Origin of the sequence: Neochlamydia sp. AcF84 (genome assembly GCF_011087585.1) — a bacterium.
Classification (GTDB): domain Bacteria; phylum Chlamydiota; class Chlamydiia; order Chlamydiales; family Parachlamydiaceae; genus Neochlamydia.
Window position 1 is genome coordinate 1 of the sequence record NZ_VJOT01000060.1, and the last position, 9,277, is coordinate 9,277.

Sequence of the window (9,277 nt, forward strand, 5' to 3'; positions counted from 1 at the left end):
GCCCTTCTTCCCCGTGCTTTTATTTTCCCTCCATCCTTTAATGGTTTCATCCGAAAACCATAAAGTTATGCTTCCTCTTTGTTCTAAAGCTTTGTTATACTCGGACCAATTACGTATGCGGTAAGTGACTTTTTTTTCCATAGCCTGCCTATATTTTTGTTGTTGCAAACTAATTTTATAGCTCTTATGTGTTAAAGGGCAATCTTATCGCATACACTTCTTAGCATTTACGCAACAACGCCGAACAGGATATAAATGGTTCTGCGGATAATAGAATTTATGGGCTACCTAGTATGATACATATAGAGCAACTGTCAAAAACTCTGCGATAGATTTTCCTTGGCGATAAAGAGTTCTACTGCAGCAGTATAACACTTCCCTCTTACATGCCATAACTACGCTTCTTAAACCTTCTGCTGCAATGCGGTTGGTCTTAGCCAACCACAGGATCCTTTAAGTAAACGCGAAAATATTTGATCTGCTTTGAGTAAGGCACCCCCCTTTTACTTTTTACTGCTACCCAGTACTTAAGCTCTTGCAATCTGCAAGATATGCCATTTAAGATGACCCATACTATCGTCAAGTAAGCTGGCTGATTTACCTTCTTTTTTAAGATATGTTTAATCCTTAATAAGCTTTTGCCAATTGTCATATCCAACTTTTTAAGCGTTATGGATCGTCTAAAGATACATTATAATGTTCTAATTGTCCCTAATATTACGGATAGATGAGCTAAACAGTATTAAAGTTCCTCTCTTATGCTATGCAGAAAGGTTTATTGGCTGGCAAGCTTATTTTTACCCTTTATGCTCTTATGAGCAAATTTTTTAAGGATTTTTCAAAAAGAAAAGAACTTAATTGCAGATGAGAATTTTAACTAGCCAAGGTGAATAGCCTTAGAAATTTCAGGCACGCTAAAGTCAAGTGAGACTTACTTGCATTTCCTTAATTAAAAAGCTAGTTGTACCAAAAGAAAGATAAAAAATAATTTATCAATGCTGAAAACTATCAAAAATATAAACTTTTCCCTTACTTATCTGAATAGGCTTTTCCACTAGCTGGAATTGTCCATTTAGACGGTAACGCTTGACATTTTTAGGAAAATGAAACTGTACCATATCATCACTCTCAGCATGAAAAATCATACGTCGCATAAAGTGCTTGGTCCATTCTAGATCTAGCAGGCCCAAGGAAGTACACTGAATATGAAGGAAACGTCCACAATGAAATTGTGCAGGAAGAGAGGGTAAAACAAAAATTTCATTAAGTTGGGTGCGGATAAACAAGGATCGAATGATGCGTGCCCCCTCGGTCAACAAAATAAGAGGCGATAAAGTGGAGGGAGCAGCCTCCAGAGCAAATCCTTGATGTTGCTCGTCGCTCAAGCGGGGAGAAAGAATACCTTCAAAAGCTACTTTGAATAAATTGATAAAAGCATTATAAACATCTTCTTTAGAAGCTGAAAGGCAATCTTTAAAAAGAGCTGCTGTCCCCCCATAGGCAACGTCTGAAGGTGAAGTTAAAAGCTGCCCTAAACGTAGCCAGATGGGAAAAATTTCTGTTAAATTTTCTCTTAGCGCCACCCTATCCCACTCTTGGCTTTTATGGCTACCTAATGATAAACGCTCAGTCGAAAAATAGGAATTCACCGCACGATTTAAAATCAACTGCTCTGGTTTCCAAGCTGTCAATCCTTTATCAATGTAAAGAGCAAATTGTTTAGGCTGCTGGGTTGTAAGAATACGATAACGAAAATAAGCGTGTAGATCAAAGCCCCATACATCAATAGCTCCTTTTTCCAGATCAAGCTGTACCGTAAATTCTTTCACAGGTCCCTTCACAGGCACAGGAATTTCTTGGATTAATTTAGGAACAGCGTAAGAGAGATCATGCACACGTAAAAGGGCTGGAAATATTTGAAAACGCAAAAGTGAGCCTGGCAGCACACAATAGGTTCCGGCTGTATGCGAAAAAGGGCGGAGCCGTTCGGCAATAGTGATATGCATAGGGTTACCCGCAACTGGCCTGTCTGCAACTCAAACGCCCGATCAGACCATCAGGAGTATTAGCTATTAATTCTACTTCTAGGATCTCGTTTGGCGCATGGTTTGATCGAGGCACCCAAACCATCAAAAAATTTTCCGTGTGGCCGCAAATCTCTTCAGGACGCGAAGGGTCTATATTCTCAGTCAAAATTTTCATGCGACGGCCGATAAATTGCTCTCGAAGCTCAAAGCCTATTTGCTCAGCAGTCCGCAGGACTTCATGCTTTCTCTTTTTGATAATCTCTTGAGGAATTTTATTGGGCATAAGAGCTGCTCTTGTGCGAGCTCTCTCGCTATAGGGAAACATATGGACTTTAGCAAATTTTACTTGCTTCATGACATCTATAGTCTCAGCAAAATCGCTCTCTGTTTCACCAGGAAAGCCTACAATCACGTCTGTGGTAAAGGTAAAGTCAGCATTTGCATTCTTTAATCTTTCTACCGTATTAAGGAAAATTTGGCGGGTGTATTTGCGATTCATACGTTTTAAAATTACATTCGAGCCAGCTTGAAGAACGATATGCATAGAAGGACAGGTATGCTTCCCATTTAAGATCGCATCAGCAAGATCATCATCGACTTCGTCAGGATCAATCGAAGAGACTCTTAAACGCTCAAGTCCAGCAAGTTTATCCACAGCGCGCACTAAATCAGCTAAGCGATCAGGTTTTTCATCTGCAGGCTTGGCACCATCAAAATCCCCAATATTAATTCCCGTTAAGACAATTTCTTTATATCCATGAGCAATTAATCCTTTCACCTCTTTAACTATCTCCTCTAAAGAGCGAGAACGTGAGCGGCCACGAACATAAGGAATAATGCAATAAGTACAAAAAGAATTGCAGCCGTCTTGTACTTTGACAAAAGCACGGGTATGGGCCTCAAAGCGTTTAATGGAAAATTCAGGTAGCTCTGCAGCAGGGAAGACAGACTCTAAAAGCTTCTCTTTATCTTTATTGGGAACCACATGCGTGACTCCTTGCAGAGATCCTACCAACTCAGGCTGCCTTTCTGCAAAACAGCCGGTGATGATAAGCTTACTGCCAGGGTTATCTCTAGCTAGCTGTCGAATTTCATGCCGGCTACTAGAATCAGCAGACTCAGTGACCGTGCAGGTGTTGATGATGCAGATCTCTGCTTGTTCATGCTTTGCGGCTTCGGAGTATCCCATCGCCTGCAGTTGATCATGATAAGCTTGCGACTCATACTGATTGGTTCTGCACCCTAAGGTGACAATCTTAAATTTTTTTTCTACCATGCAAGATATAATAGACGAAAAATAGATATAAAATAAAGGAGATAGAAGTGAAAAATTAGACCAGATAAAAAAGAAAGAAGAGATGAAAGCATTCTTGAAGGATAGACTTACCTCTTTCTACTCTTTTAACGGATATCCCATAGGTTTTTATGATTCTGCCTCAAAGAAATATAGCGGCCTCGCCCTATGATGAGATGATCGTTGATAGTTATATCGACCAAGCGTGCAGCTTGGATGAGGGATTTAGTTACCTCAAGGTCTTCTGAAGAAGGAGTGGGATCGCCACTAGGATGATTATGCACTAAGATTAAGCTGGCAGCTTGATGACGGATCACTGGATGAAAAATATCTCTAGGATGAATAGGGGCGTGAGAGAGAGTTCCTAAGGCTACAAGATGATGAGAGAGCACATAACCTTTTCTATCCTGCAAAATGACTACAATATGCTCAACTTTGGCATATTCTAATTCATCTTTAATGTAGTTATAAGCGTGCAAGGGTGTAACAATTCTAAAGCTTTGATCAATCGCCTGTCTTGAGGCTCGTAAACCTAAATTTAAGGCGGCTTTTAATTGTATAGCTTTAGCAAGTCCTAAGCCTTTGACTTGCTGGAGTTCTTCAATGGAGGCCTCAGCAAACTTTTGCAAAGTACCAAAACGCATGAGCAGCTCTTGCCCTATGCGCAAAACCGAGCAGCCTTTAGTCCCACTGCCTAAGACAATTGCTATCAATTCTGCCGAAGATATAGCTTCAGGGCCATGCTGCAAAAGCCTCTCTCGAGGCCTTTCTTCTATAGGCATTTGCTGAATGGTATATCCTTCTAGTGGCTTATTCATTGCTTACTAATTTTTTAACTTGATGATGATCATGGTATTATTATCTTCACTTTTACGTTGTATGACTTCTTTAACAAGCTTATTTGCAGGCTTTTCTTCATCTTGAAGTAAACAACTTATCCCTTGCCTCTATACGCCCGACCGTAGCTAAAACTAATACAACAGACTCTTTAAATGCGGATAGACCTATTCTTGAACTTCAGGACGCGAAAAAGATCTTTTTATATCTTGATCAATGCCGCGTAAAGATTGCACGATTCCTGCTAAGCGAAGAATGTTGCGCTTATCTTCATCTATCCTTCTCTTTTAAGTGAATGAATGTTAAAAACTGCTTATCAGCTACATTAAACTCTTCTTTTTCATTTCTATAACGAGCATCGGTAGTAAGCTGCTGGCAATCAAGGCTTATTTCCTAATATAGCCTCTAAATCTCACAGGTTGTCAATCTAAACTTCTTCATTTAGGATATAAGGATTATCAAATATTAAAGCAAAACAAACCATCCTTCCTGAAGTTAGCGCTTTTTTTTCCATAAATGATTAACCTTTACCCAAGCCAATTTCAGGACATTCCATAGAGCTAGTTCCCTTAAAGATTTTTTACTACTTATCTAAACATGCCCAACGCCCGTGATTAAAGTTCCATGAATAAAGCGATAAGAGTAAAAAACGAAAGAAAAGCCCTATTTATATCCTTGCAGATACTTTTAGAATATACATAATTGACTTAAATTAAAGAAATTCAATAATGGCTTTAAGGCAAATCATTAAGAAAAAGTATTAACTATCTCGCCTATTTTCGATTAGCTTGGCATCAAAATTGCATGGTGATCCACTATTAACCCTAGGAGGTTCATATGGCCACTACAAATAATGCCAATAATAAAGCTAACTCTTTCCCCCTCCCTTCACTGCTTAAGATAGAATCCTCATCTCCTCTTGCTCCCGAAGAAAATCGTGTTTCATCTTTATCTGTAACTAAAAATATATCTTCTGCAGGGGAAGCTAAGCAAATGCTGCCCTCTGCCTTAAATCAAAAGATTTTAACAGCAGAAGGATGGAAAAGAATGATGTTACGCAATAAAAAACTTTAAAGAGCAAATAACACTTGATTTAGAATGTTAACGTACTTTAGGTTTAGCTCATGAAAAATCCAAAAATTAACATTATCATTCAGGCCCGCATGGGATCTACCCGCCTGCCCGGCAAGGTCTTGCAACCTATCATGCAGCGCCCTCTCTTGGGCTATCTCATTGAAAGAGTGCGGCGCATCCAAGCCATGCATACTCTCATTATAGCGACAACTACTCATCCTCAAGATGATGTAATTGCCTCGTTTTGTGAAAAAGAAAAAGTTAACATTTATAGAGGTCATGAACATAATGTTCTTGATCGTTACTATAAAACTTGTTGTGAATATCCTGCAGATATTATTGTACGGCTGACAGGCGACTGTCCTTTAATCGATCCAGCGATCGTCGATCAAGCCCTTAATCTCCTTCTTAAAAAAAGCGCTAGCCTTGACTATGTGTCTAACACGCAACTTCGCACTTTTCCTAGAGGTATGGACGTAGAAGCTTTCAATTTCTTTACATTAGAAAATGCTTATCATAAAGCTAGCAGTAAATTCGATCTTGAACATGTCACTCCTTTCATTTATAAGCATCCTGATCTTTTCCATCTAGCCAATTTTGTGCACATGCGCGGGGCTGCCAACTATCGCTTAACTGTTGATACTCCAGAAGATTTTTTGCTAGTCAGCAAAATCTTTGAAACTATATACCCTACTAATAAAAACTTTACTCTAGCGGATATTTTGAACGCCTTCAAAACCCATCCGCAATGGAAAAAGATTAATGCCCATGTAAAACAAAAAAAGGTGTGAAAATGGAAGCTGATAAGATAGGATTCGAAATTGTAAAACCTACTAAAGAAGATGCTTTCCAGATTCTGCAATGGCGTAATGATTCTGAAACATTGCGTATGTCTATCCACTCGCAAGCTAAAAAATGGGATAACTTCTATAAAGAATTTACTAACGACTATTTTTTATCCCCAGCGCTGCCCCCTTTATTTATCCTGCTTGATGGTCAACGCGTTGCTTTCTTTTTATTCAAGCCCATTTCTCACCCTGAGCATGCCCATGAACGCCGTTGCGTAGAAGTCTCTTTAAATGTAGCGCCTGAGCACCGCAATAAAGGGATAGGCACAGCTGCTTTGATCGTTACTAAAAAATGGGTGCAACAGCAAGGGTTTGATGATATTTTTGCAAAGATTAAAATCGAGAATATAGCTTCTCAAAAAGCTTTTATTTCTGCTGGTTATGAAAGCCTTGGGCAGACGGTTTTCCATGCAGAAGATACTCAAGAAAATATACCTATTTGCCGTTATATGACTCGCTTGACTCCCCTCATAAATAATAAGTCTGTTTTCATTATCGCTGAAGCAGGTTCCAACTGGCGCATGGGAACTTTAGATAGAGACTTAAACATGGCTAAAACGCTTATCGATAGCGCAGCCGAAGCAGGGGCTGATGCGGTTAAATTTCAGATTTATCGCCCTGAGACTGTCTACGTCGCTAACGCCGGCATAAGTAATTATTTAGCTGCAACAGGAATCAAGCAAGAAATGCAAGAAATTTTTGCTGACTTGGCGATGCCTTATGAAATGATTCCTCAGCTAGCCGAATATTGCCAAGCAAGTGGCATTGAATTTATGGCCACAGCTTTTTCCATAGAAGATTTTCTTTCCATTGATCCCTATGTTAGAAGACATAAAATTGCTTCTTATGAGATTGGGCATATACGTTTGCTTGAGTCGATCGCCCAAAGTGCTAAGCCGACATTTATTTCAACAGGGGCCGCTACTGAAAATGAAATAGCTTGGGCGGTGGAAGCTTTTTTTGCCTATGGAGGAAAAGAACTAACCTTATTGCAATGCACGGCCAAATACCCGGCTGAAGCAGATAGCATGCACCTACGCTCAATCCTCTGGTTAAAAGAACGTTTTAAATGTTCTGTAGGCCTTTCAGATCATAGCCGTGATGCTAGGGTAGCTCCTATCCAAGCCGTGGCGCTAGGGGCTAAAGCTATAGAAAAACACTTTACCCTGGATCGACGCTTGCCAGGCCCTGACCATGCATTTGCTTTAAACCCTCAGGAATTAAAAGAAATGGTGCGTGCTGTACGGCTGGCCGAGCAAATGCAAGGATCATGGGTTAAAACAATTCATCCTTCCGAACAAGAATTGCGCCGTTTTGCTCGTAGAGGAGTGCAAACTTTATGCCCCATCTCCTTAGGACAAGTGTTACAAGAAGGCGTCAATATAGATATTCTAAGGCCTGGAAAGCAAATCCTCGGTATCCATCCTAAGTATCTTCAGCAAATAGAAGGTAAAAAAGCAGCTCGTTTTATTCCTTTAGGAGACGGTATTCAATGGGGAGATTGGGAATGAACTTATCGGCGAATTTTCGGCACTTGAAAGGAGTATTGATTGATTTTGATGGTACGTTAGTCGACACTATTCCTTTCCTTTTTAAGCACTATCTTTCCTTTTTAAAAATATTTGACCAGGAAGGCTCTCTTGAAGAGTTTAAAACTCTTATGGGCCCCTCTCTTGAAGAGTTTGTACCTATTTTAATGGAACGCTATCGATTGCCGGGAAAAAAACATGCCTTAATTTCTCTTTATCAGCAGGGCCTGGCAGATGCTTATAAACACGAAGGCAAGCTTATTCCAGGAGCAAGAGAATTTTTAGACCTTTGCCAGCATAAAAAGATTAAAATGGGCTTAGTAACATCATCGGCTTATCCATTAATTGCAAGCTGTATAGAAGCACTAGAAATAAAGGACTACTTTGCTTTCATCGTTACCAAAGAGAATGTAAAGAAAACTAAGCCAGATCCAGAAATCTATTTACATGCCTTAAAAACGAGTTCTCTTCTAGCAGACCAAGTGTTAGCTATTGAAGACTCTAGGGCAGGCATTTTAGCCGCTTTAAATGCTCATATTCCCACTATAGCTATACGCAATCCTTATCTTGTTTCCATTCCTTCGGGTGCGATGACTACAGATAGCTGGAAAGACCTTACCCTTTGTTTTAAGGAAGCTTATGCAAGACTTTAATATCTTTCCCCTCTCCCCCTCTTTTAAAGTTCACATTAGCCGTATCCAACCCCCCAGAAAAGTCAATCCCTCTACATTCTTCTCTATTGAAAAAATTTGGGAAAAAGAGCTTCTTCGTACCCAAGGAAAACTTTTTAATGGGAAAATTCTTTGTGCAGATCATTTTGACGGAAAACATCTTTACGGGCGTTTTGTAGAATATAAACTTTATCTTGCTCAAGTACGCGATCCTACTCTAATCCATGAACTTCATCTTAAACCCATTTGTGTGTGTGGTTATACTTTAGCAGGCAATGAAATTCTCATGGGTAAGCGCGCAGAACATGTTACCGATTATCCCAACTATCTTGAGCTAATGCCCGCTGGAGGGATAGACCCCTCCGCCTTAAACGAGGGGCATGTGGATATTATCAAACAACTAAAAATTGAACTTAAGGAAGAAGCAGGAATTGAAGAAGCAATGATTCATCATATTCTTCCCTCTTATTTAATTGTAGATACTCACTCTCATGCTTATGAAATCTGTGCAAAAATCCTTTTAGATCCTGCGGTACCTAAGAAAGAACTTAGCCATGATGATGAACATACAGAAGTTTTATGGATAAAACAGAATCATCTATCCACCTTTGTTCATCAAAATCGTCCTCTCATTAATCCCTTGTCTATGCAGCTGCTGCAGCTTTTTCTACATGAATAGGCTTAAATTTTGGCTATCCATATAAGCCTTTTCCTAGCTTCTTCCTTCTCCTCCTTTCCGTAAGCAATAGAAAAATTCAGCCTTCGCCTTTTATAGCTCTCTTAGAGGGTAAATTAAAATTTCATTGCTACCAAACAACTCCCTTATATAAGAAAATTTTTATCCTTTTGAAACTACATCCGCTCTTTTCTTACGCCCAAATTTTGCTTTGAAAATTAAAACGGGAGTTCCATTTTTTTAAAACCAATCAGTAGTAAGCAAGCTTTTGACTGTTAAAAGCTTATGGTTTTTGTCGACGTTTTTTTCTAGTGACTACAT

8 protein-coding genes are annotated in these 9,277 nt (G+C 39.5%); 5 read left to right on the forward strand and 3 right to left on the reverse strand.

Features of this window, described 5'->3' with window-relative positions; all coding sequences use genetic code 11:
- Positions 1–992: 992 nt before the first annotated feature.
- The 3 genes from NEOC84_RS06815 to radC form a co-directional block, all read right to left on the reverse strand.
- Complete coding sequence (locus NEOC84_RS06815) at positions 993–2,006, reverse strand: hypothetical protein (RefSeq protein ID WP_166157119.1); 1,014 nt, start codon at positions 2,004–2,006, stop codon at positions 993–995.
- Between the two features lie 4 nt (positions 2,007–2,010).
- The gene (gene mtaB / locus NEOC84_RS06820) at positions 2,011–3,303 is read right to left on the reverse strand and encodes a tRNA (N(6)-L-threonylcarbamoyladenosine(37)-C(2))-methylthiotransferase MtaB (RefSeq protein ID WP_166157122.1); all 1,293 of its coding nucleotides are present in this window, start codon (positions 3,301–3,303) and stop codon (positions 2,011–2,013) included.
- A 125-nt stretch (positions 3,304–3,428) separates the two neighbouring features.
- Positions 3,429–4,139 carry a DNA repair protein RadC gene (gene radC, locus NEOC84_RS06825; RefSeq protein ID WP_166157125.1) on the reverse strand — a complete coding sequence of 237 codons (711 nt, stop codon included), beginning with the start codon at positions 4,137–4,139 and terminating at the stop codon, positions 3,429–3,431.
- An 856-nt stretch (positions 4,140–4,995) separates the two neighbouring features.
- On the opposite strand from radC, the gene NEOC84_RS06830 reads away from it, so the two are divergent.
- The 5 genes from NEOC84_RS06830 to NEOC84_RS06850 are packed head-to-tail and all read left to right on the forward strand — an operon-like array spanning position 4,996 to position 8,959.
- Positions 4,996–5,232: a hypothetical protein gene (locus NEOC84_RS06830; RefSeq protein ID WP_166157128.1), complete on the forward strand. Its 237-nt coding sequence runs from the start codon at positions 4,996–4,998 to the stop codon at positions 5,230–5,232.
- A gap of 50 nt (positions 5,233–5,282) precedes the next feature.
- Entirely contained in the window at positions 5,283–6,023 is a 741-nt protein-coding gene (locus tag NEOC84_RS06835) for a glycosyltransferase family protein (RefSeq protein ID WP_166157131.1), read from the forward strand.
- A gap of 2 nt (positions 6,024–6,025) precedes the next feature.
- On the forward strand, positions 6,026–7,591 hold the full coding sequence (locus NEOC84_RS06840; protein WP_166157134.1) for a GNAT family N-acetyltransferase: 1,566 nt from the start codon (positions 6,026–6,028) through the stop codon (positions 7,589–7,591).
- Positions 7,573–8,262: an HAD family hydrolase gene (locus tag NEOC84_RS06845; protein ID WP_166157137.1), complete on the forward strand. Its 690-nt coding sequence runs from the start codon at positions 7,573–7,575 to the stop codon at positions 8,260–8,262. The genes NEOC84_RS06840 and NEOC84_RS06845 overlap by 19 nt, the downstream gene beginning before the upstream one ends.
- Positions 8,249–8,959 (forward strand): hypothetical protein, encoded by a 711-nt coding sequence (locus NEOC84_RS06850; RefSeq protein ID WP_166157140.1) that lies wholly within the window; start codon positions 8,249–8,251, stop codon positions 8,957–8,959. Before NEOC84_RS06845 ends, NEOC84_RS06850 begins: the two co-directional genes overlap by 14 nt.
- Positions 8,960–9,277: the final 318 nt, after the last annotated feature.

Coding starts and splice junctions, on each gene's coding strand:
- NEOC84_RS06815 (WP_166157119.1), bottom strand. CDS start 2,006: ATGCATATCACTATTGCCGAACGGCTCCGCCCTTTTTCGCATACAGCC.
- mtaB (WP_166157122.1), bottom strand. CDS start 3,303: ATGGTAGAAAAAAAATTTAAGATTGTCACCTTAGGGTGCAGAACCAAT.
- radC (WP_166157125.1), bottom strand. CDS start 4,139: ATGAATAAGCCACTAGAAGGATATACCATTCAGCAAATGCCTATAGAA.
- NEOC84_RS06830 (WP_166157128.1), top strand. CDS start 4,996: ATGGCCACTACAAATAATGCCAATAATAAAGCTAACTCTTTCCCCCTC.
- NEOC84_RS06835 (WP_166157131.1), top strand. CDS start 5,283: ATGAAAAATCCAAAAATTAACATTATCATTCAGGCCCGCATGGGATCT.
- NEOC84_RS06840 (WP_166157134.1), top strand. CDS start 6,026: ATGGAAGCTGATAAGATAGGATTCGAAATTGTAAAACCTACTAAAGAA.
- NEOC84_RS06845 (WP_166157137.1), top strand. CDS start 7,573: ATGGGGAGATTGGGAATGAACTTATCGGCGAATTTTCGGCACTTGAAA.
- NEOC84_RS06850 (WP_166157140.1), top strand. CDS start 8,249: ATGCAAGACTTTAATATCTTTCCCCTCTCCCCCTCTTTTAAAGTTCAC.